The sequence below is a fragment of the Nocardia goodfellowii genome, from assembly GCF_017875645.1.
GTDB lineage: Bacteria > Actinomycetota > Actinomycetes > Mycobacteriales > Mycobacteriaceae > Nocardia > Nocardia goodfellowii.
Window position 1 is genome coordinate 3152066 of sequence record NZ_JAGGMR010000001.1, and the last position, 20668, is coordinate 3172733.

General features: G+C 63.6%; 19 protein-coding genes. 11 read left to right on the forward strand and 8 right to left on the reverse strand.

The window, feature by feature from the left end:
• Positions 1–38: 38 nt before the first annotated feature.
• From BJ987_RS14190 to ilvC, 3 genes are all read left to right on the forward strand, one after another.
• A complete protein-coding gene (locus tag BJ987_RS14190) occupies positions 39–1964 on the forward strand; it encodes an acetolactate synthase large subunit (RefSeq protein WP_209889360.1) in 1926 nt (641 codons plus the stop codon).
• A complete protein-coding gene (gene ilvN / locus BJ987_RS14195) occupies positions 1961–2464 on the forward strand; it encodes an acetolactate synthase small subunit (protein ID WP_209889371.1) in 504 nt (167 codons plus the stop codon). The genes BJ987_RS14190 and ilvN overlap by 4 nt, the downstream gene beginning before the upstream one ends.
• Positions 2465–2592: 128 nt before the next feature.
• On the forward strand, positions 2593–3594 hold the full coding sequence (gene ilvC, locus BJ987_RS14200) for a ketol-acid reductoisomerase (protein WP_209898351.1): 1002 nt from the start codon (positions 2593–2595) through the stop codon (positions 3592–3594).
• Between the two features lie 224 nt (positions 3595–3818).
• Here the strand turns inward: ilvC and BJ987_RS14205 are convergent, their stop codons facing one another.
• The 3 genes from BJ987_RS14205 to BJ987_RS14215 all read right to left on the reverse strand — a co-directional run bounded on the left by BJ987_RS14205 (position 3819) and on the right by BJ987_RS14215 (position 6306).
• The gene (locus tag BJ987_RS14205; protein ID WP_209889374.1) at positions 3819–4241 is read right to left on the reverse strand and encodes a VOC family protein; all 423 of its coding nucleotides are present in this window, start codon (positions 4239–4241) and stop codon (positions 3819–3821) included.
• Between the two features lie 60 nt (positions 4242–4301).
• On the reverse strand, positions 4302–4754 hold the full coding sequence (locus BJ987_RS14210; RefSeq protein ID WP_209889377.1) for a hypothetical protein: 453 nt from the start codon (positions 4752–4754) through the stop codon (positions 4302–4304).
• A 394-nt stretch (positions 4755–5148) separates the two neighbouring features.
• Positions 5149–6306 carry a DNA cytosine methyltransferase gene (locus tag BJ987_RS14215; RefSeq protein WP_443677976.1) on the reverse strand — a complete coding sequence of 386 codons (1158 nt, stop codon included), beginning with the start codon at positions 6304–6306 and terminating at the stop codon, positions 5149–5151.
• Positions 6307–6500: 194 nt separating this feature from the next.
• On the opposite strand from BJ987_RS14215, the gene BJ987_RS14220 reads away from it, so the two are divergent.
• On the forward strand, positions 6501–7016 hold the full coding sequence (locus BJ987_RS14220; RefSeq protein WP_209889383.1) for a very short patch repair endonuclease: 516 nt from the start codon (positions 6501–6503) through the stop codon (positions 7014–7016).
• Positions 7017–7027: 11 nt separating this feature from the next.
• Complete coding sequence (locus tag BJ987_RS14225; protein ID WP_209889387.1) at positions 7028–7804, forward strand: NgoMIV family type II restriction endonuclease; 777 nt, start codon at positions 7028–7030, stop codon at positions 7802–7804.
• A gap of 113 nt (positions 7805–7917) precedes the next feature.
• Here BJ987_RS14225 and BJ987_RS14230 read toward each other — a convergent pair whose 3' ends face one another.
• The gene (locus BJ987_RS14230) at positions 7918–8112 is read right to left on the reverse strand and encodes a hypothetical protein (RefSeq protein WP_209889390.1); all 195 of its coding nucleotides are present in this window, start codon (positions 8110–8112) and stop codon (positions 7918–7920) included.
• Positions 8113–9577: 1465 nt separating this feature from the next.
• Here BJ987_RS14230 and BJ987_RS14235 point away from each other — a divergent pair.
• From BJ987_RS14235 to BJ987_RS14245, 3 genes are all read left to right on the forward strand, one after another.
• Positions 9578–10222, forward strand: a complete 645-nt coding sequence (locus BJ987_RS14235) for a KpnI family restriction enzyme N-terminal domain-containing protein (protein ID WP_209889393.1) — start codon at positions 9578–9580, stop codon at positions 10220–10222.
• A 238-nt stretch (positions 10223–10460) separates the two neighbouring features.
• On the forward strand, positions 10461–11735 hold the full coding sequence (locus BJ987_RS14240) for a ParB N-terminal domain-containing protein (protein ID WP_245365960.1): 1275 nt from the start codon (positions 10461–10463) through the stop codon (positions 11733–11735).
• Entirely contained in the window at positions 11728–13569 is a 1842-nt protein-coding gene (locus BJ987_RS14245; RefSeq protein ID WP_209889399.1) for a DEAD/DEAH box helicase, read from the forward strand. The genes BJ987_RS14240 and BJ987_RS14245 overlap by 8 nt, the downstream gene beginning before the upstream one ends.
• A 597-nt stretch (positions 13570–14166) precedes the next feature.
• Here BJ987_RS14245 and BJ987_RS37255 read toward each other — a convergent pair.
• Positions 14167–14475 carry a hypothetical protein gene (locus BJ987_RS37255; protein ID WP_245367874.1) on the reverse strand — a complete coding sequence of 103 codons (309 nt, stop codon included), beginning with the start codon at positions 14473–14475 and terminating at the stop codon, positions 14167–14169.
• Positions 14476–15480: 1005 nt separating this feature from the next.
• Positions 15481–15795, reverse strand: coding sequence for a hypothetical protein (locus BJ987_RS14255; RefSeq protein WP_209889402.1), 315 nt, complete (start codon positions 15793–15795; stop codon positions 15481–15483).
• 264 nt (positions 15796–16059) lie between these two features.
• On the opposite strand from BJ987_RS14255, the gene BJ987_RS14260 reads away from it, so the two are divergent.
• From BJ987_RS14260 to BJ987_RS14270, 3 genes are read left to right on the forward strand one after another with little or no spacing between them, the layout of a single operon-like run.
• Entirely contained in the window at positions 16060–17424 is a 1365-nt protein-coding gene (locus BJ987_RS14260; RefSeq protein WP_209889405.1) for a DUF2252 domain-containing protein, read from the forward strand.
• A 22-nt stretch (positions 17425–17446) separates the two neighbouring features.
• Complete coding sequence (locus BJ987_RS14265; RefSeq protein WP_209889406.1) at positions 17447–18337, forward strand: AAA family ATPase; 891 nt, start codon at positions 17447–17449, stop codon at positions 18335–18337.
• Positions 18334–19719, forward strand: a complete 1386-nt coding sequence (locus BJ987_RS14270) for a vWA domain-containing protein (protein WP_307869604.1) — start codon at positions 18334–18336, stop codon at positions 19717–19719. The genes BJ987_RS14265 and BJ987_RS14270 overlap by 4 nt, the downstream gene beginning before the upstream one ends.
• On the opposite strand, the gene BJ987_RS14275 is transcribed toward BJ987_RS14270, so the two are convergent.
• Both BJ987_RS14275 and BJ987_RS14280 read right to left on the reverse strand, forming a co-directional pair.
• Entirely contained in the window at positions 19705–20145 is a 441-nt protein-coding gene (locus tag BJ987_RS14275; RefSeq protein ID WP_209889410.1) for a GNAT family N-acetyltransferase, read from the reverse strand. The genes BJ987_RS14270 and BJ987_RS14275 overlap by 15 nt on opposite strands.
• A gap of 152 nt (positions 20146–20297) precedes the next feature.
• Positions 20298–20588: a hypothetical protein gene (locus tag BJ987_RS14280; RefSeq protein WP_209889413.1), complete on the reverse strand. Its 291-nt coding sequence runs from the start codon at positions 20586–20588 to the stop codon at positions 20298–20300.
• Positions 20589–20668 lie beyond the last annotated feature (80 nt).

Here is a 20668-nt window from a genome sequence, read left to right on the forward strand (position 1 = left end):
GTCCGGGGTCTAGAACGAAGTAGTTAGGAACGAAGACGGTGAGTGCACCAACCGCACGGCCCGGGCCCTCGGCCCGCAGGCCGGCGCCTTCGGCGAATCAGCAGGGGACCGCTGCCAATCCGACGACCGCGGCCAACCGCCGCCAGGTCCCGCCCGAGCGGGTCACCGGCGCGCAGTCGGTCGTCCGCTCGCTCGAAGAGCTCGGCGTCGACACCGTATTCGGCATTCCCGGCGGCGCGATCCTCCCGGTCTACGACCCGCTGTTCGACTCCACCAAGGTGCGCCACGTGCTGGTGCGCCACGAGCAGGGCGCGGGTCACGCGGCCACCGGCTATGCCCAGGCCACCGGCAAGGTCGGCGTCTGCATGGCCACCTCCGGTCCCGGCGCGACCAACCTGGTCACTCCGATCGCGGATGCCCAGATGGACTCCGTGCCGCTGGTCGCGATCACCGGCCAGGTCGGCCGCAGCCTGATCGGCACCGACGCCTTCCAGGAAGCCGACATCTCCGGCATCACCATGGCGTGCACCAAGCACAACTTCCTCATCACCGAGGGCGTCGACATCCCGCGCATCATGGCCGAGGCGTTCTACCTGGCGTCCTCCGGCCGTCCGGGCGCGGTGCTGGTCGACATCCCGAAGGACGTGCTGGTCAACCAGACCACCTTCAGCTGGCCGCCGGAGATGCGACTGCCCGGCTACCGCCCGGTCACCAAGCCGCACGGCAAGCAGGTGCGCGAGGCCGCCCGGATGATCATGGAAGCCAAGGCGCCCGTGCTCTACGTCGGCGGCGGCGTCATCAAGGCCGACGCGTCGGCCGAGCTGCTGGAGCTGGCCGAACTCACGGGCATCCCCGTGGTCACCACCCTGATGGCGCGCGGCGCGTTCCCGGACTCGCATGACCTGAACATGGGCATGCCCGGCATGCACGGCACCGTCGGCGCGGTCGCCGCCCTGCAGCGTTCCGATCTGCTGATCACCCTCGGCGCCCGTTTCGACGACCGGGTCACCGGCCAGCTCGACTCGTTCGCGCCCAACGCCCGGGTGATCCACGCCGACATCGACCCGGCCGAGATCGGCAAGAACCGGCACGCCGACGTCCCGATCGTCGGCGACTGCCGCGAGGTGATCGCGGAACTGACCGAGACCCTCAAGGCCGACCCGTCCGCCTCCGCCGGGGCCCCGCTGCTGAACCTGACCGACTGGTGGAAGTACCTGGAGGGTGTGCGCAAGTCGTACCCGCTCGGCTACGCCCCGCAGGAAGACGGTTCGCTCTCGCCCGAGTTCGTCATCGAGAAGCTGGGCGAGCTCGCCGGACCCGACGCCATCTACTGTGCCGGCGTCGGCCAGCACCAGATGTGGGCCGCCCAGTTCATCAAGTACGAGAAGCCGCGCACCTGGCTGAATTCCGGTGGCCTCGGCACCATGGGCTACGCCGTCCCGGCCGCCATGGGCGCCAAGATGGGCGCCCCGGACAAGGAGGTCTGGGCGGTCGACGGTGACGGCTGCTTTCAGATGACCAACCAGGAGCTGGCGACCTGTGCCGTCGAGGGCGTGCCGATCAAGGTCGCGCTGATCAACAACGGCAACCTGGGCATGGTCCGCCAGTGGCAGACCCTGTTCTACGAGGAGCGCTACTCCAACACCGATCTCGGCACGCACACCCTGCGCATCCCCGATTTCGTCAAGCTGGCGGAAGCGCTGGGCTGCGTCGGCATCCGGGTCGAGCGGGCCGAGGACGTGGAGGCCGCGATCCGGGAGGCGCAGTCCATCAACGACCGCCCCGTGGTGATCGACTTCATCGTCGGCAAGGACGCCCAGGTGTGGCCGATGGTCGCCGCCGGCACCGGCAACGACGAGATCATGGCCGCCCGCGGCATCCGCCCGCTGTTCGACGAGGACGAGGCCGCCGCCGAACCCGCCGTCATCCACGAGGCCATGACGCATAGCGAGGGACAGAAATGAGCACCACCCACACCCTGTCCGTCCTGGTCGAGGACAAGCCCGGCGTGCTCGCGCGCGTCGCGGCCCTGTTCTCCCGCCGTGGCTTCAATATCGAGTCGCTGGCGGTCGGCGGCACCGAGATCCCGGACATCTCGCGCATGACCATCGTCGTCACCGTCGAGGATCTGCCGCTCGAGCAGGTCACCAAGCAGCTCAACAAGCTGGTGAACGTCATCAAGATCGTCGAGCAGGACGCCGACAGCTCGGTCGCTCGCGAACTGATCCTGGTGAAGGTGCGCGCCGACGCCAGCGTGCGCACCCAGGTCATCGAGGCCGTCACCCTGTTCCGGGCGAAGGTCATCGACGTGTCCCCGGACGCGCTGACCGTCGAGGCGACCGGAACCCGGTCCAAGCTCGACGCACTGCTGCGGATGCTGGAACCGTATGGCATCCGCGAGATCGTGCAGTCCGGTGTCGTCGCCGTCGGCCGCGGACCCAAGTCGATCACAGCGACTCGCTAGCGCTCGCCGCTGTGAACAGCGCTGTGCTTATTCCGTGGGGGCTCCGCCCCCACACCCCCGCCCGTGTTTAACGCAACTCTCTTAGTATTACCGAATCCAAGAAGGAGATACCCCAAGTGGCAGTCGAGATGTTCTACGACGACGATGCCGATCTGTCGATCATCCAGGGCCGCAAGGTCGCGGTCATCGGCTACGGCAGCCAGGGCCACGCGCATTCGCTGAGCCTGCGCGACTCCGGCGTCGACGTCCGCGTCGGTCTCGCCGAGGGCTCCAAGTCCCGCCCCAAGGCCGAAGAGGCCGGCCTGACCGTCGGCACCCCCGCCGAGGTCTCCGCCTGGGCCGACGTGATCATGGTCCTCGCGCCCGACACCGCGCAGGCCGCCATCTTCACCAACGACATCGAGCCCAACCTGCAGGACGGCGACGCGCTGTTCTTCGGCCACGGCCTCAACATCCACTTCGGTCTGATCAAGGCGCCGGCCAACGTCACCGTCGCCATGGTCGCCCCCAAGGGCCCCGGCCACCTGGTGCGCCGCCAGTTCGTCGACGGCAAGGGCGTTCCGGCCCTGATCGCCGTCGACCAGGACCCGAAGGGCGAGGGCCAGGCCCTGGCGCTGTCCTACGCCGCCGCCATCGGTGGCGCGCGCGCCGGCGTCATCAAGACCACCTTCAAGGAAGAGACCGAGACCGACCTCTTCGGCGAGCAGGCCGTGCTCTGCGGCGGCACCGAAGAACTGGTCAAGACCGGTTTCGAGGTCATGGTCGAGGCCGGCTACGCCCCCGAGATGGCCTACTTCGAGGTGCTGCACGAGCTCAAGCTGATCGTCGACCTCATGTACGAGGGCGGCATCGCCCGCATGAACTACTCGGTCTCCGACACCGCCGAATTCGGTGGCTACCTGTCCGGCCCGCGCGTCATCGACGCCGGCACCAAGGACCGCATGAAGGCGATCCTCGCCGACATCCAGGACGGCACCTTCGTCAAGCGCCTCGTCGCCAACGTCGAGGGCGGCAACAAGGAGCTCGAGGGTCTGCGCAAGGCCAACGCCGAGCACCCGATCGAGGTCACCGGCGCCAAGCTGCGTGGGCTGATGAGCTGGGTCGATCGCCCGATCACCGAAACCGCGTAATTCTCCGCGCATGAAAGGCCCGGCATCCACGCGGTGCCGGGCTTTTCGCTGTCCTGCGGGTGTTTCTCGCGATCGATCCGCGTTCCCGGCCGCTAACGGGCCCTGATGCTCAACGCCTTCGCCCCGGGCGCCGTCTCCGAAATCCCTTGCGCGCCTTCACCATCTCCGTGCCTCTGACAGACGAAAACGTCGCCCGAGCATCCGGCTCGGGCGACGTATTCGTCCTACTGGTTCTGCTGCAACGGCTGACTGAACCGCAACACATTCCCCGACGGATCCCGGAACGCGCAATCCCGTACACCGTAGAACTGATCCGTCGGCTCCTGAATCACCTCGGCTCCCGCCGCACTGATCTGCTCGAAGGTGGCGTCACAATCCTCAGTATTGAAGATGACCCCACGCAACAGCCCCTTCCCGAGCAACTCCGCGGCCGCCGCCTTATCGGCCTCCGACGCATTCGGGTCAGCCACCGCGGGCTCCAGCACGATCGTCACGTCCGGCTGGTTCTTCGGTCCCACCGATATCCAGAACAGCCCTTGCGCCTGCACATCGTTGCGCACTTCGAGCCCGAGCGTGTCCCGATAGAAGGCCAGCGCCTCGTCATGATCGTTCGCCGCGACAAAACATTGTGAGAGTGTGAGTTCCATGCCACCAACGCTATGCCCGGCCCTCTGACCAGCGCTTCTTGATTCCTGATCGGTGTGTACTCAGCCCTGATAAGGCTCCACCGTGAACTCCACCTGCCCCGACGGCGGCACACTCAACGCATTCACGGTGACAGTCCCGACGAACTTCCCGAACCCGGGCTGGAACACCGTCGACTTCGGATCACTGATCCAGAACCCCGGCCCCGTAGCCTTTGCAGTCCGCGTCCCGGTCTCCCCGGTATCCACATTCCGCCAGTGCAGCGTGACATCCAGGCTGCACGACCCGACGCCGGTCATATTGGTGCTGACTGTGAACGTCGCGCTGCTCGGGTACCCGGGGCCGTGCACCGATGAGTCGACCACGGCAAAACACAGGCCGTTGGTGAGCGAGTAGATCGTCTGAAACTTGCCACCGTTGGCTGCCGAAGCGGGGGCTGCGGTGAGGGTGAGCACGGCAGCCGTGGCAATGGCGCCGGCGGCGGGGAGCGTGAGAGTTCTTCTAACCGACTTCATCTGAAACCTCTATAGAGTGGGATGAATTTTCGGAGGATGTGTCGCGAACCATACCCGCTCACGGTTGGTGTCGGATCGGGTTCGGAAACTCTTGACGTACCCACATCTGCGAAGCGAGCCGCAACTATGAACTGCGTGCCGTCGGCCCGTTAAGGAGAGTGGGCGTCTCAATTTTGGAGGCCCTGCGGGTTTCTGGGTGAACCAGTTGCTCGTGGATGCTCTTGAGGGATCATCGTTGCAGGTCGTCGCGGCATCGGAAGGACATTATCGAGCCACGGCGGGACAATCTTTGCGTCGCTGAAGTCGCGGTAGCGAAGAACTCCACGACGCCCTCGCGCATACATCACCGTTGGATAGCTGTGGGTTCAAACCTTCGTGGTACACCTAGCGGCGGTCAGCGGTTCCCCAGATCACGCTCTTGGGCAGCCTTGAGCACGTCGATGATGGACTTGCCTACTGCACGGGCCACTGGAGGGGGGAATGCGTTGCCGACTTGTCGATACTGGGCAGTCTTCCCCCCTGAAAAGTCCCATTCGGGTGGGAACCCCTGAATGATGGCTGCCTGCCGCACGGTTAGCATCGGTCCATCTGGGCCGAAAAGATCGCGAGTCTCGGTCTTTTTCAGCGCGCATGTCTCGGGGTCATTGGCGACGCCCATGCCCGAGATCCCCAGCTGTTTCCACGCGGCTTTCGCCCGGCTGGGGCCGAGGTCAGCGCCGCCGTGTTTCTTGGATCCTCCGACGAGAGTGGGCGCGATACCGCCGCTCTTGGCCCTCAGTTCGCTATCACGACTACGCGCCCGCTCCAGCCACCGCTTATAGGCCGCACGAGCTTCCTTCGCATGGGCGCCTTTGAAGTAGGGCTCGAATCGCTGCTCCATTGAAGCCTGAAGGCTGTCAACGACGCTGACCGGATCCTCGTGTGTTGCCGTGGGCCATTCGTACTTGAGGTCTCGAAGAACGTCATCGCGGAACGCGACAAGGATCGCTCGGGGCCGGAGTTGCGGCACCCCGAAGTCGCTGGCTTCCAAGACGCCCCACTTACACACTGTGTAGCCGAGACCCTCGTCTTCGGTGAACTGACCGTCGTCACCGAAATATGTTCCACCCTGCAGCTTTGCCTGGATCCAGTCTCGATAGGTGGAGAACTTGGGATCCATGATGCCGCGGACGTTCTCGATCATGACTGCACGAGGCTTGAGAATCTCGACTAGTTCCAGCATGCGAGGGAACAGGTCTCGTTCATCATCCTTGCCCAGTTGTTTGCCTGCATGCGAGAACGGCGGGCACGGTACTCCGCCGGCGAGCAGATCCAAGCCCCGTTGCTTGAGCAGGGGACCGCTCTTCACCAGATCGCGGAAGGGATCGAATTCTTTGACGTCAGTTGCGAGGATGTCGCAGTTTTCTCGTTCCCAGGACCACACCTCGTGATCCTCGATGTTGAGCCGCAAGGTATCGGCGGCATTGCCGTCGATCTCAACGAGAGCCAAATGTCCGAAACCTGCCTGGTGCAGTCCTACTGCCTGTCCTCCAGCCCCGGCACAAATCTCAATCGATGTGAATTTCGTTGGCGCCACGTCGGATTCAGATTCAGCTGTGAGCGCTACGGCATCATCGCTGGCGCAGGTCTCGTCAACGAGAAGGTCGGTCACGCTGATACCTTTCGGTGCGGGGGCCGTGGTCGTGTTGTCAGGTACGCGGGAGTATCTTTCCTGATGACACCTAGCTGCCTTGAACTGGGACATACATGACTGAACGCCGAGCGGAAGTGGCGAGGCGGGAGGCCCACGAACGCGGGATCTACCCCGCTCCGCTGAACGAGGGCCGCTCCCGCAATATGCGAGCTAACCGTCGGGCCGGAACGAAGCCGGAAGTGGTGTTGCGAAGTGCCCTGCACCGGTTGGGCTATCGGTACCGCAAGGACTTCAGGCTCGATCTCGGCTCTATGAAGGTCCGGCCCGACATCGTCTTCACGGCCCGCAAAGTAGCGGTCTTCGTAGACGGCTGCTTCTGGCATGTTTGCCCCCAGCACGGCCGCCAGCCGACGACGAATGAGTGGTACTGGACGCCGAAGCTGCGCCGGAACATCGAACGGGATCGTGCCGCGGATGCCGCTCTCGCACAGGCTGGTTGGCAGGTGGTCCGCTTGTGGGAGCACGAGACGCTGGCGACTGCTGTGGCCGCGGTCACCGTCGCGCTTGGCGGAACCGAACATGTGAGCGATCATATGGGAAGTGATCAGGTAACGCTTCGAAGCCGGTAGATTCGCTGGCTATGGGCGCGCCGTTCAGGACTGTGTTGCTGGGCTGGAAGCCGAGCAAAAAGAACAAGCTGAAGTGGGATTGGGTCCCCAACTCCGCTGACACTGACAATGTGACGAGTTTGCGGTTAGCCGGGGATGTTCTCGACCAACTGGGTATGCCGAACCCGAACGTGACGGGGGCTGAACCGGTTGTGGCTCCGGACAATCCCGGTTCCTTGCTGGAGACCCAGGTCATGTCGGACCTAGCCCATCAACTGCCGGCCTTGGACCCACGCCGAGACTGGGACTTCTTCCGAGGCCAAAGCATCGTCAGGTTCGCGCAGTATCAGCATCTGGCCGGGATCGACGCCGCGATAAAACATGATCCGAACCTCCGGGTGACACTCGGCACCGACTACCTGATCAAGCCAGATGTGCTGGTCGCCTTGCGTGGAACACCTACGAGAACCGACCACCTGTGGCTGCATGCTGCCGTTGCCTGCAAGTGGACGATCAGATCTGATCGCGTTCAGAACATTCGCCACGAGAACAGCAACATGATCAGGCACAGGCGCGGACGTCTGCCCCACCTCGTGACCGTGACAGCCGAGCCGTTGCCAACGCGGCTCGCATCTATCGCGCGCGGAACCGGGGAAGTCGACGCGACCTACCACATCGCATACCAAGAACTGCACAATTCTGTTGCTACGCACGGCAGTCTGGAACAACGAGAGGCGTGGGACGAGGTGACCAAGCAGGGTCGGCTGCTCGACTACCGCGATCTCGCGAAGGCGTTGGCTGACTGGTAGTAGGTGATCTGGTGGTAGCGAAGTGCACTGCCCTAGCACCCCCGCGCCGGCGGTGCTAGGGCAGTGATTCCGTTCGGGCTAGTTGCTTTCCAAGGTCTGGCTAACTGTCCATCTCACGGAACTCCGAGGTAGTTCAGGAGAACGAGAACAAAGCCGGTACCGCCGGCGAACCCAATGCCACCTTCGCGGATTGCCGCGGCCTGATGCTCGCCGCGGGCGACTGCCAGCAGCCAGGCGACGATTCCTACGATGATGCCGCTCAGAATTGCGATGGTGATCAGCAAAGCCCTTGCGGTGAGCTCGGACACAAGTTTCCTCTCGGGTGCGTTCGATCCGTACCGAACTGTGGGCCGGTTCGGATCTGAGAACTCGCGCAGAGGAGGGCACATCGGTGCCTGCTCGCATTGGCGAGTTTCAAGTCTCTAAATAGTTGGCCACGCGCGCTTCAGCGATGACGCGGAGGCTCTGAGGTTGGGAGCAGAACTACGACGCGTGAGCGACCAGGCCTGGCGGTGGTGTCTCACGATGTGGACCAGCAAGTGTCGGGCCTGCTAGCTGCCCTTCGTCCCTGAAGTGGCCGCGATGCGCGATGGAGTCAGCCGTCAGCGATCCTCCGAACCGAAGGCCTCGAGTTGACCAGGGTGGACTCCAGCAGAGTGTCGGCGTCGTCGCGTAGGCCTTGTCTGTTGAGTGCGTGCAGGATCCGCAGTACCTCGCCTTCGGCTCGTCGGCCTGCGTAGCTGATTATCGTTTCGGCGGCATCATGCAGATTCAGCTCCCGGGATGATGCGATTGCATCCGCCGTTTCGTCCGGCGAAGTCTCGAGACCTACATGGCGCATCAGGCCGTTGACGCGTTCCCAATCGTCCGAAGTGATGTATCGGGCAAGGTCATGAACAGCCGGCCATGCCGGGCTCGGAGTTTTGCGACTGTGCCGGTCCCCTCTCTGCGGGGGGACCGGCACAGTCTCGGAAGGATGCCTGCTGGCCGGCTTTTCCACCGTCGCCGCCGGGACAGCCGTAGCGGCGGCCGTGCCGCATGAAGCGCATGCCGCAGTAGGAACATCAGGAACGGGCGCCAGGGCACTCCAGAGATCGAAGAGCTCGTCCCACCCGATGACGTTGTCCGCGTCAGTGTGCGAAAGGGCCAGTGTGTGCAGCCGCTTAACGATGTCCAGCGAGGGCGCGCGCTTACGCTTTCCGTTTGCGAGCTCCCACAGGGCTGACTTGCTCAGGTAGGTCTGATCTGCGGCTGCTCGGACCGAGAGACCTGTATTCCGGACCATGGTGCGTACAGCTGTTCCGAACGCCTGCCACTCCCGTGACGTGCCAGGGCTATCGCCTTCGGGTTCCTGTGATCGTTGCTTGCTGGTGGTTGGCAAATGGGCTCTCCGCCACAGTGGTTCGGACAATATTCGCGCGGCCAAGTCTGCACTCTCGAGGGAAATTCCGCTAGTGCGATTCCATATTCACTTACGCCGCGAGCTGCGGCTATTGCCAGTATCTTTGATATGGCCATCGCCACTTCTGCTGAATCTCACTCTGACTGGTTCGTTTTGAGTGTTTCGGAGTGACATCGTTGTCCGGACTTCGATTGAAATTCCGGACAGTGCAGGGCTTTACAAGCTGGCCGCAGATGGGGTTCAGTGACGGGGCCACTATCGACGCTGGTTAGTTGTCGAGTGTTGTTGTAGTTAGCTTGTCGGTTTATCGCCTTACCGAAAGGGTGGACCCGTTGACCATGCCGTCCTGGAGAGACCCCAAACTCGGCACCATGAAGCGTGCGGCCTTGTGGCTGGTGCAAGAGGTCGGTGCCGGAGAGTTGTTCACGAAGACTCAGCTCCGCGAAGCCTTTCCGGAGACATCTCAGATCGACCGCAGGATGCGCGATCTCCGTGACTTCGACTGGCGGATCGACACGAACCGCGAAGATCCGGCTCTGGGCGCGCACGAGCAGCGATTCGTCAAACAAGGTGTTGCAGTCTGGGAGCCCGGGAAAGGAACACGAAAGACAGGGGTAACGATCACCGCCGCCGAGAGACATGCTCTGATGATGCGAGACGGTCACAAGTGTCGCTCGTGTGGCATCGGACCTGGGGAGCAGTACGCCGGCACGTATGTCACGTCGCAACTCGATGTTGCCCGTCGTCTGGTTCGCCTTCCAGATGGTACGGAGAGCATGCAGCTGATGATCGAGTGCAGCCGCTGCCGTATTGGTGGTCGCGAGCTGACTGCAGACTTGGCGGAGGTCCTTTCTCGCATCGGCCGTCTGCCTCTTTACGAGAAAAAGATGCTGGCTTCCTGGGTTGCCCAGGATGCCCGGAAGTTCAGCGAGACAGAAGATTTGTGGGCGGCTTACCGTACGTTGCCGGCGGATTCCCGGGATAAGGTTCGTGTGGCATTGAGTGATGATGCGTGATGGGTTGACCGCTGTGCACCCGACTAGGATGCGACGTCAACCGTAGTCAACTCCGGCCTGCTCTACCGCTAAGATAGGAATTGTCGTCTTGTTCCAAGACTTTGGATTGCCCGCGACTGCTGCGTCCACCCGGTTGAAGGTGGAGCAGCGCATTAGTGAAATTCATGAAAGGCGTGGAGTCGCAGAGACTCTGACGGTAGAGTGGCGGGGTGCGCCGTTGCATCTCGAGGTTATCGATATGCCATTGGTGGATCTTTATTACAATCCGAGCACTCATCGTATACGAGCCCAGCGCGAACTCGATCCGAGTCGTGACGCGGCGCTTACGAAAGATCCCTGGAGCGCGGAGAGCCAAGACTATCTGAGGCATCTACTGACGCGAAGGCCGTCGGCGCCCGAACACCGTGACCCGGATTTCGAAGACCTGAAGGGCCATCTCGAACAACATAAGCAGCTCGAGCCCGGTCTTATCACCCGGGATGGGATCCTCGTCAACGGCAACACGCGGTGTGCTGCCTTGCGGGAACTCTCAGTTGTCAGCATGCGTGTAGGAGTGCTGCCTTCATCCTGCACCTGGGACGATATCAACGATGTCGAGTTGTCGCTGCAGCTACGCTTTGACGAGCGACGCGACTACTCCTATATCAATCGTCTACTCGCGATCGAGGAGCAAAGAGTAACTCTAAATCGCGATTTGTCGGTAATTGCCAGGGCTTTTCATACGGACAGTAAATCGGTTGAACGCGACTTGTGGGTTCTCGCGCAGCTCAAGGATTTGATTGCACGCAGTAAGAAGGGTGGAGGTCCATCGCTGCGTTTGATGGACCTGGAAGGTGCTAAAGAGAGGCTTTTCGAGCTGTATCGTGCATACCGTGACGAGCACGCAAAAAATAAAGAGCGCGCAGATATTCTGAAGGAAACGCGTTTCGCGGCGATTATCTTGGAATTCTCGAAGACTGATGTTCGCTACATCGACCCCGAATTTCCGAAGAAATATCTTGAGAAGAAATTGCCCGAGAATCTGAAGCCGGCGAAGGTCGTTACGGCGCCAAAAGCTATTCCAGGCTTAGGCAGGAGCGTAAAGGCAGAAGGACCAGAAGTCATGGAGGCCCGCGCTTTGACCGATGCACTGCTCCAGACCAAAGCTGTTGAGGTGACTGGTTCAACTCCTGAGGATCGTGCAGCCTCTGCGCTAGTCATACGGTCTTACCGCGAAGCCTTCAACGAAGCACTCGACGGTGCGGGACGCGACTTTCGGCTGCGGAAGAAGCGGCTGGCTGCCCCAGACCGAATCGGTGACGCGTGCAAAGATATCGAGCTGTCCATCACCGATCTCGTCACGTCCAGGGGAAGCTCAAGCCTTGATGAAGGAGCGTTCGATGACGCGCTCGACCAGCTCCGCACCGTTCTTGGAAGGCTAGCTTTCGAAGCGAAGCGGACCGTTGATCTGCCAGGAGCCGGTTTGGACTGGCTGGTCGCCGCTGTGAATGTGAAGCGGCCGGATCATGGGTGACCCAGCGCCCTCACTGTTGCTGCGTTTCGATGTCACTCGAACCAGGGTCGAACTGCGCACATCGCCGGCATACCAGGCCGACTTCGCTCAGTTGGTGGCACGTATGGCTGCGAGTGGTCAATTGGGCCCGCTCTCCGCGGAAATGGACCTCGATGACCTACTCGTCAATATCGGCGAGCTGGCCATGTGGGCTCATCCTGATGTCGAGTGGGACTCCGAGTTGGGGGCGTTGGTCAATGGCGTTCTCGACGACACCGAGGCGGTTGAGCGCAGCCTGACAGGAGGGCGGACCGAGGGCGATCGCGGAACTGTCCATCCGGAAGACGTAGTCGATCTGCTTGGTACCGATTGGACTGCCGACCTGACATCTTTTCAGCGGCGGGACATAGCGCATTTGCTTTCGTTGCGCCACGGAGCCAATTTCAGTGTCCCGGGTGCCGGCAAGACACGCGTTGCATTCGCGGTATATGCCGCGATGCGCGAGCGCGGGGAAGCTGGGCGGCTACTGATTGTCGGACCGAAGTCCGCTCACGAGGCATGGGAGTTCGAGAACTCCGCCTGCTTCAAAGAGCCCTTGCGAACCGCTGTGGCCGGGCGATCCGAGGATCCGCTGGCGGAACTCCGCATCGTGAATTACGAGCGGCTCGACCGTAGGCTGGCAGACCTTACTTCCTGGCTGCGGTCGGGCCCTTCGATGGTCGTACTGGATGAGGCCCATCGAATGAAACTGGGAGCGAGCGGCACGTACGGTGCTGCTTGCTTGGCGTTGGGCCCTCTGGCAGACAGGCGTCTGATCCTCACCGGCACGCCCGCCCCCAATGGCGCGAAGGACTTGGAGAATCTCTTGTCGTTCGTCTGGCCTGGCCACGGCAAAAGAGTGGTGACCGAAGCCGTCGCTGGTGGTGACTTGGCCTACGCCAGTTCCGTTTTGCGCCCGCTATTCACTCGGACAACAAAGCATGAACTGGGGCTGCCGCCCTTTGAACCAAAGATTCGGTACCTGAATATGCCGAGGTGGCATTCGGAAATCTACGAAGCCTTGAAGGGGAATTTCTCGGCCCGTGCTGAAGGCTCTCGACAGAACATCGAGGCGCTGGGCCGGGCGATGCTGAGACTGCTGATGGCGGCAACATGTCCGGCTCTGCTCCTGGAAGGTGCGAGTCGCTACGAACCGTTGGAGTACCAACTGCCTCCGATCGAGCCAGACCCCGGCGACTCCTTGTATGAACTTCTGCAGAATCTTCCGAGTATCGAGCTTTCTCCGAAGTATCAAGAGACTTTGGCGATTGTTGGCAGTAACGCTGCTCAGGGCCGAAAGACCTTGGTGTGGACTACCTTTGTGCGCAGTATCACGACTCTGGAGAACCTGTTAGGGAGCTATAACCCGGCGGTGGTCCACGGCGGCACACCAGACCGTGAAGAGCAGCTGCGACGCTTCCGGCAGGATGCTGACTGCCATGTTCTGATATCCAATCCGGCGACACTGGGCGAGGGAATCAGTCTCCACCAGGTTTGTCATGATGCCGTGTACGTGGACCGCGACTTCATGGCCGGACGGTTCTTGCAGAGTCTCGACCGTATCCATCGCCTCGGTTTGGCTCCCGGCACCGAGACGAGAGTTACAGTTCTGGTGGCTCGCAGGACTGTCGACGAGCAGGTAGCCGAGCGCCTCGAGGACAAGCTGGAATTCATGGGCAGAATCCTCGATGATCCTGGTGTGCAGCGGCTCGCTGACCTCCAAGAAGAACCTGCCGCCGGGGCGGGTATGGATGCAGCCGATGTCCGCGCGCTCCTTCGGCACCTCAAATCGGAGCCAGAGATGTCAGCGACGTAGCTCTGCCATTGGCCGCATAGCAGCCAGGACTTTCGGCAACTAATCCGATGAAGTCGTCGATACTTACCGGCGGTTCAACTTCCACTGCTCTCGCTACTCGACTTCCCGAATCCACCACGCACAACCTTCCCCCCACCAGTCGGCACCCCACTCTCCCGCAGCCGCCCGCTCACCGGCCGCACGAACGTCCCCGCCCCGACAATGATCGCCGCACCAATAGCCGGGTACAGCAGATCCGGGGTGTGGGGGTACCAGAAGTGGCGGTATTTGGTGGTGTCCGCTTTGCATCGATCGTCGGCGACTCGGATCGAGGTTTGCGGGTCGACGCATACCGCCACGTTGGTGGGGTCGTCTGCGCTGGTTGTCGCGACGGGGGTGGGGGTGGCAGGGCGGTCTGGGGTGCCGCAGGCTGCGGAGAGCAGGGAGACGGCGACGGCGGCGGGCAATGTGTAGGAGACTCGGCGGGATTTCAGAGTGCGCTCGTGTGGCCGTTTTTCCGCGGATGCGCCAGGCATCTCCACCCCCGTATTGCGTTAGGCAAGCGGACTGAGGCTAGCAGTGAAGCTGTTTCGCGACAACGGGTTCGGTGGTGGCGGACTAGGTGGTCGGCTGCTGGTATGGGTGGTTCGGGTTGGCGGGGTTGTAGGGGTTGAGCGGGCTGAGGGCGCTCGCCGGGTTCGCCGGGTGGTTGAGGTTGAGGGGGCTGAGGGGGTTGGCGGGGTTGTTCAAGCTGTCGGCCCAGCAGGGGGCGGTGGGTTCGCAGTCGTCGTATTGACCGATGGCGGTGGCGTTCGGTGCGGCCGGCTCGGCCGAGGCGGGAATTGCCAAGGCGGACAACGCGATGGTGGCGAATGCGCCGGCAATGGTGATGCGGGTGAGCGTGCGGGGCTTCGAGGTAGAGAACACCACGGGACCTTTCTGTCAGTTCGGTTGTGCGGGGCCGCGTTCGGTGTTGCCGAAGGCTTTTCGCACATCTCAACTCTGACCTAAGAAATCGCGAAAAGCGCTGTTACCAGCAAGTTCCCAGGGAACTTTCATCCTCGAGAACGATCTCGCAGCTCCTCGGTACTAGGGGTTGTCCCCTAAACCCGGGAGGGATGCCTCGCGCTCCCGTCTGTGGGGACTGGTAATCACACCCTCTGGGGCCGCGGTTGCGCTGATGAGGCATTTGGTGTGAAGGCGCTGCGATGCGAATCGGTTGCCGAGGTGCTGGCAGGAAGGGGATCGCAATGGTCATTCCAGATCGATCCGGAAGCGTATTTTCGCGACTGGCAGCAGCGGGGCTGGCTGTGGAATGACAGGGTCCGACAGCAGATCGTCTACGACAGGAGATCAACCCGGAGTGGACGCCGACGCTCGCGACCGGCCCGACGGAGCTGGTGCTGAGTAAACCGATGCCGGAGCTGTCCAGCAAACTCGGCTCGCTGGCCTTTGAAACCCATACCTGCACAGTCAATTCGAGTGGACGGCTGTCGGAGCTGCGGACCGCGGGGGCAATGTTGCGCTCGATGCGGCGACGAGGAACCTGCCGTGGCGCGCGTCAGATTCGATTGTCGTGCCTGCGAATTCCGCGTGCGCGACGTGCGTCGTTTCCGGCGGATCGCGGTGCTCGCACTGCTGGCGATACCGCTGACGATCGCAGGCGTCCTCGCGGCGCGATCATTCGAGCTCGAACAGCTCTACCTGCCTTTGGCTTTCGCGGTTGGTGCCCGGATGCCTGCCGATCCCGTTGCTGGTAGCGATGCTGGCCTGGAGTCGCTCACGGTTTTCCGCGGATGTATGGATGAACGGCACGGTGGAAGCCCATCGTGTCCGCGCATCCAGATTTCGCGGCCGAGGTGCAGCGCTACCGGGTCCGGAAACACTGAGCACCCCACCGGATTCCCAGCGGGGTGCTGACCAGAATGCTAACTAGCTGCTGCCGAAGAAGAGCCCCGGGGGCCGGTGGTGGCCGAAGCCGTTGAACGGGTCGTGCGGCTTGCGGCGGCGTTCGCAGTTGTCCCAGTCGTCATCCCAGCGGTCATGTCGCCGGTCGTCCCAGCTGTTGTGGTCCCACGGGCGGTGGCGGTGGCAGTCGTCGCCGTGGCGGACCTCGGTGACGTTGGGGACGGCCGGGGTGGCCGAGGCGGGAACGGCCAAGGCGGTCAACGGGATCGCGGTGAGGACGCCGGCGATGGCGACGCGGGCCAAGGTGCGTCGGGCGGCGGACTTTCTCGTCGTATGCAACGTAAATCCTTTCGACTCTACGGCGAACGTCCGCGTTCGCGGTGTTCGCACACCTGACACTGTGCCGTACTCGGGCGGAATGGTCACTGGTGGGAACACATTCGAAGGAGATCTCATTCTCGGGTATGAGACGTCGTCGGGGTGCACCCTGAGGTCCCGGTGGGGTTAACCCTCCTTTCGGCAGCCCGCCCCAATGCGACGCGCGACTCCCGAGTGTTTGCCAGTTGCTTGCCGACCTCGGGCTTTCGGCACCAGACTGGGCAGATGACGCGCGCGACGATTGCCCAGGACCAGCGCCCAGCGGCCGCGGCGGGCCGGGCGGTCCGCAAACAGGTGCCGCGCAGCGCGCACGCGCGATGGCGGCCCGCGAAGCATCGCGCCGATCCGGTCAGCATTCTGGAGCGGCAGGCGCGGACTCGCGTCCCGGACCTGGTGCCCATCCGGTATGCGCGCATGGCGACCGGCCCGTTCCCGTTCTATCGCGGCGCGCCCGCGATCATGGCCGCCGACCTCGCGACCGTGCCGCACACCGACCTCACCGTCCAGCTCTGTGGCGACGCCCATCTGTCAAACTTCGGGCTGTTCGCGTCCCCGGAACGGGATCTTGTCTTCGATCTCAACGACTTCGACGAAACCCTGCCCGGCCCCTTCGAATGGGATGTCAAACGCCTGACCGCCAGCGTTGTGGTGGCGACCCGTGCCAACGGCGGGACCGACGCGCAGGCGCAGCAGGCGGCGCTGGCGGGGGTGCGCGGGTACCGGGAGGCCATGCATCGGCTGGCGAGGATGGACGCGATGACGGTCTGGTACGAACGCACCAACGCCCAGGCGGTCGAGGAACTGATGCACAAGGTGCGGTTTCGCAAAGGCGCGGCGAAGATCATCGCCGACGCGCGGGCCCGCACCAGCGCCCAGGCCTTGCACAAGCTGACCAGGCCGGGGCCGGACGGCACCCCGTGCATCCGCGAGCGGCCGCCGTTCGTCGTGGTGGCGACCGAGGCGGAGAACGGGGTGGTCGGTGCCGCTTTCGGCGACTATCGCCGCACCATCGCCGAGGAGCGCCGGCCGCTGGTGGATCGGTACCGCTTGGTCGACACCGCGCGCAAGGTGGTCGGCGTCGGCAGCGTCGGCACCCGCTGCTTCATCCTGCTGCTCGCCGATCTGTATACGGGCGATCCGCTGTTTCTTCAGGCGAAGCAGGCGGAGGCGTCGATCCTCGCGCCCTATTTGAAACCGAGCAGATTCCGGCACCAGGGCCATCGGGTGGTGGCCGGCCAGCGGCTGATGCAGGCGACCAGTGACATCCTGCTGGGCTGGGCGACCGGTCTGGAGCACCGCTACTACTACGTGCGTCAGTTGCGTGACATGAAGGGATCGGTCGTGCTGGAGGAAATGCCCGCTCCGGTGCTGGCGGCCTACGCTGAACTCTGCGGGGCGACTTTGGCACGAGCACACGCGCGCTCTGGTGATCGCGTCGCGATCGCCGCCTACCTCGGCACCAGCGACGTCTTCGACACAGCGATCGCGGACTTCGCGCACGCGTACGCCGACCAGACCGTCGCCGACCGTCAGGTCATGCTGGAGGCGATCGAATCCGGCCGTATCCAGGCCGCGCCCGAGGCGTACTGAGCCATCCCTACACTGGTTACCGATGAGTAAGTTCTTTGCGTCGGTAGACGAGGTGACCGCGCGGCTGTCCGCGGCGGGTTATCTTCCGTCCACCGACATCGCCACCGCCGTGTTCCTCGCCGGGCACCTGGGCAAGCCGCTGCTGATCGAGGGACCCGCCGGTGTCGGCAAGACCGAACTCGCCAAGGCGGTGGCGGCGGCCACCATCTCGGACCTGGTGCGGTTGCAGTGCTACGAGGGCATCGATGAGGCCCGCGCGCTCTACGAGTGGAACCACGCGAAACAATTGCTGCGGATCACGGCGGAGCGGGAGAACTGGGACAGCACCCGCGGTCACGTCTTCACCGAGGAGTTCCTGCTCGAACGGCCGCTACTCGCGGCGATCCGCAACCCGCACTCGACCGTCCTGCTCATCGATGAACTCGACAAAGCCGACGTCGAACTCGAAGGGCTGCTGCTGGAGGTGCTGGGCGACTTCCAGGTCAGCATCCCCGAACTCGGCACCATCACCGCCGTCCGGAAGCCGTTCGTCGTCCTCACCTCGAACGCCAACCGCGATCTGTCCGAAGCGTTGAAGCGGCGCTGCCTTTATCTCCACATCGACTATCCGACAGCGGAATTGGAACGCGCGATCGTCCGGTTGCGAGTGCCCGAACTGGACGAGGTCGTCGCCGCATCCGCGGTGGAGGTGGTGGGCGCTCTCCGTCAACTTCCGCTCCGCAAGTCTCCGTCCATCGCCGAAACCGTCGACTGGGCAAGGACATTGGTGACGCTCGGGGCCCAGAATCTGTCCAGCGGCGTGGTGCGCTCGACCCTCGGCGTGCTCCTGAAGTATCAGTCCGACCATCGCACCGCGATCGAACGGCTGGCGCTGCTCGACCCGGACTCCGACCGGCGGGAGCGGCGGTGGTGAGCGTGTCGGACAGCCGGACGATGACCGATCGGCTGGTGGACTTCGTGGGAATCCTGCGTGAGCACGGCATCAATGCGGGTCCCAGTGAAACCGTCGACGCGGCCGAGGCGATTCTCGCCCTGGGTCTATCGGACCCGAACAGGCTGAGGTCCGGACTGGCCGCGACGCTGTTGCGCCGCAACGGGCAGCGGACGATCTTCGATCAGCTTTTCGACCTGTACTTCCTCGGTTCCGAACTGCCGCAGCAGGTTCCGGAGATCTCCGTCGACGCGCTCCGTGACCGCCTGGTGGACGCGCTCGCCCAGGACGATCCCGCCGCCGTCACCGAACTCGCGCGGCAGGCGCTCACCATGCTCGGCGGGTACGGCGGTGTCGGCGCCGGACAATCCGATCAGCCCGTCACCACCGCCTCCGGCGCGGGCTGGTCCTCCTACCTCACCATGAAAAACCTTCGCCCGGAAGAGCTTCGGGATCGCATCGTGGAGTCGATGGGCGGCTCCGGTCAACTCGACACCGCGGTGCACACGATCGAGGCCCAGCGCCGGCTGGCCGATTTCCGCACCCAGGTCCAAACCGAGGCGCGCCTGCGTTCCGCCGAGCTGCGCGGCACCGACTACATCGCGCGCCGCGGCATCGAATCGGCCACCGACCAGATCGATTTCCTCGGCGCGCGGGAACAGGACCTCGCCGAAATGCGCCGCCTGGTAAGTCCTTTGGCGCGTAAGCTCGCCACCCGTCTGGCCGCCCGGCGCAAGAAGGCGGTCCGCGGCCAGATCGACATGCGCCGCACCTTGCGCCGCTCCATGGCGACCGGCGGCGTCCCGGTCGATCCGGTGCTGCGCGCGCGTAAACACGGCCGCCCCGACCTCGTGGTACTCGCCGACCTCTCCGGCTCGGTCACCGGTTTCGCCGAATTCACCCTGCAACTGGTGCAGGCCTTGCAGGACCAGTTCAGCCGGGTCCGCAGCTTCGGGTTCGTCGACACCTGCGACGAGATCACCGGCTTCTTCACGCCCGGCGAACCGCCGGAGCCCGGCTTGTCGGCCCGGATTGTGCGCGAATCCCGGGTGGCTCGATTCGGCAGCAGCAATTACGGTGAGGCCTTCCAGGGCTTCACCGAGCACTACCTCGACGCGCTCGGGCCCCGCACCTCCCTGCTCATCCTCGGTGACGCCCGCACCAACCGTACCGACCCGAATCTCGCCGCGCTGCAACAGATGTGCGAACGTGCCAAACATGTCTACTGGCTCAACCCGGAACCGGCGCGGTCCTGGCCGACCGGCGACTCCGCCGCCCACCGCTACGCCGAACAGGTGACCATGCACGAATGCCGCAACGTGCGGCAGCTCGCCGAGGTGGTCTCCCGGCTACTCCCCAGCTGAGAAGCGCAGGATCATCCATTCCTCCGGGGTCTCCAGCGGGTGGAACCCGACCTTCTCGTATACGCCGTGGGCGTCGCCGGTGGCGAGCAGAATGCGCCGCACGCTCGTCGATGCGAAATGGTCGCGGATGGCGGTCGCCAGCGCGATGCCGAATCCCTTCCCGCGAACCGACCGATCGATGTAGACATCGCAGAGCCACGCGAAGGTCGCCAGGTCGCTCACTACTCGCGCGTACCCGACCTGCACGCCGGAAACAGTCTCGTAGACACCGAAGTTCAGCGATCCGGTGACGGCCGCGTCCTGCGCTTCTCGTGTGCGCCCCATGGCCCAGTACGAATCGGTGGACAGCCACTGATGGATGCGGTCGCCATCGAGACGGGTGGGGTCGGTGGAGATTTCGTACCCGTCGGGCAGGGAGGCTGTCATGCTGGGCTCCCGGTGTTCGCTGCCCGCTGTGCCGGTTTCCACGTGCCGTACGCACCCGCGGGTGGGTCGCTGAGCTGCTTCTTCTCCTGAGGTGTCTTTCGCACCAGGCCACGGTAGGACGGCCGTGGCCGGATCGCACCCGAATTTCGGCGTCAATGTGCGCTGTGGATGTATTGCCAGGTGGCCCATCCCGATACGGCGGTGCCCACCAGCATCAAGACCACGCCCGAGGCGAGAAATCGCAGGGTGAGACGCTGGTACAAGCTGGAGCGGGATCGGTTCGTGAAGTAGGCGTCGGTGGGCAGATCGCCGTTGATGAAGCAGGATTCGGCCGCCCGGGCGGCGCGGTCGGCACACGCGTCGGTGAACGCGGAGGCGAGCAAGGCGGTGACGGCGGTGGCGACGCACACGATCGACACAGCGGTGGGCAGGACATGCGACATGGGAACCCCCCCAAGGTATTTCGGCTTCGATCAGCGCGGGCACGCTGTCTACCTCCAGTGTCGCACCGGGGTATGACAAT

What these genes read in the sequence shown, in the direction of transcription:
- ilvN (WP_209889371.1), top strand. Translation starts at nt 1,961, where the DNA reads ATGAGCACCACCCACACCCTGTCCGTCCTGGTCGAGGACAAGCCCGGC.
- ilvC (WP_209898351.1), top strand. Translation starts at nt 2,593, where the DNA reads ATGTTCTACGACGACGATGCCGATCTGTCGATCATCCAGGGCCGCAAG.
- BJ987_RS14205 (WP_209889374.1), bottom strand. Translation starts at nt 4,241, where the DNA reads ATGGAACTCACACTCTCACAATGTTTTGTCGCGGCGAACGATCATGAC.
- BJ987_RS14210 (WP_209889377.1), bottom strand. Translation starts at nt 4,754, where the DNA reads ATGAAGTCGGTTAGAAGAACTCTCACGCTCCCCGCCGCCGGCGCCATT.
- BJ987_RS14220 (WP_209889383.1), top strand. Translation starts at nt 6,501, where the DNA reads ATGACTGAACGCCGAGCGGAAGTGGCGAGGCGGGAGGCCCACGAACGC.
- BJ987_RS14225 (WP_209889387.1), top strand. Translation starts at nt 7,028, where the DNA reads ATGGGCGCGCCGTTCAGGACTGTGTTGCTGGGCTGGAAGCCGAGCAAA.
- BJ987_RS14235 (WP_209889393.1), top strand. Translation starts at nt 9,578, where the DNA reads ATGAAGCGTGCGGCCTTGTGGCTGGTGCAAGAGGTCGGTGCCGGAGAG.
- BJ987_RS14240 (WP_245365960.1), top strand. Translation starts at nt 10,461, where the DNA reads ATGCCATTGGTGGATCTTTATTACAATCCGAGCACTCATCGTATACGA.
- BJ987_RS14245 (WP_209889399.1), top strand. Translation starts at nt 11,728, where the DNA reads ATGGGTGACCCAGCGCCCTCACTGTTGCTGCGTTTCGATGTCACTCGA.
- BJ987_RS14260 (WP_209889405.1), top strand. Translation starts at nt 16,060, where the DNA reads ATGACGCGCGCGACGATTGCCCAGGACCAGCGCCCAGCGGCCGCGGCG.
- BJ987_RS14265 (WP_209889406.1), top strand. Translation starts at nt 17,447, where the DNA reads ATGAGTAAGTTCTTTGCGTCGGTAGACGAGGTGACCGCGCGGCTGTCC.
- BJ987_RS14275 (WP_209889410.1), bottom strand. Translation starts at nt 20,145, where the DNA reads ATGACAGCCTCCCTGCCCGACGGGTACGAAATCTCCACCGACCCCACC.
- BJ987_RS14280 (WP_209889413.1), bottom strand. Translation starts at nt 20,588, where the DNA reads ATGTCGCATGTCCTGCCCACCGCTGTGTCGATCGTGTGCGTCGCCACC.